The organism is Paramesorhizobium endophyticum (genome assembly GCF_014640615.1).
In the GTDB taxonomy this organism is placed as follows: domain Bacteria; phylum Pseudomonadota; class Alphaproteobacteria; order Rhizobiales; family Rhizobiaceae; genus Paramesorhizobium; species Paramesorhizobium endophyticum.
Genome location: NZ_BMHH01000082.1, coordinates 1 through 666, shown reverse-complemented (window position 1 = coordinate 666; position 666 = coordinate 1). Strand labels below are relative to the sequence as shown.

Here is a 666-nt window from a genome sequence, read left to right as displayed (position 1 = left end):
CGAGGCGCTCTATATGGGTTGCCGGGAACAGGCGGGGCGCGAGGCTTCGCCCACCGCCGCCATTATTGACAGCCAGAGCGTCAAAAGCGCGGAAAAAGGGGGGCCTCGATCGACCCGCATGGCTACAATGCAGGCAAAACCGCGACAAACTGCGTTTGCGCTGAGATCAAGGGCAAGAAGCGGCATATTCTCGTCGATACCCAAGGCTTCCTGATACATGCCCTCGTTCACGCCGCCGACATTCAGGATCGCGATGGCGGTGTGGTGGTGATGGCGACCTTATTCGGGCGCTATCCCTTCCTGCTCAAGCTCTACGCCGATGGCGGCTATCAGGGGCCACAGTTTCAGAAAGGCTTGCAGAAGGCAATCGCCCAGGTCAATGTCGAGATCGTCAAGCGGTCCGATCAGGCCAAGGGGTTCATCGTCCTGCCACGCCGTTGGGTTGTCGAACGAACCTTCGCGTGGCTTAATCGATGCCGCCGCCTCGTAAAGGACTGGGAGTGCCTCAACACCAGAGCACTCGCCTTCCTCAAACTCGCTTCCATTCGCCTCATGATGCGAAGAATCTGTAATTAATCAGAAAATCTTCGGACAGACTCTAGGGCGTGTCGTCATTTGAGGGTTATGAACGCAGCGACGAGTTGGACAGCACCTAAGAATGTGCTG

Annotated in this window: 1 pseudogene; it reads left to right on the top strand. The window is 57.1% G+C overall.

Annotation, left to right across the window (positions count from 1 at the left end):
- Positions 1-576: pseudogene (locus IEX53_RS23650) on the top strand (IS5 family transposase); the annotation flags it as partial.
- Between the last annotated feature and the right edge of the window lie 90 nt (positions 577-666).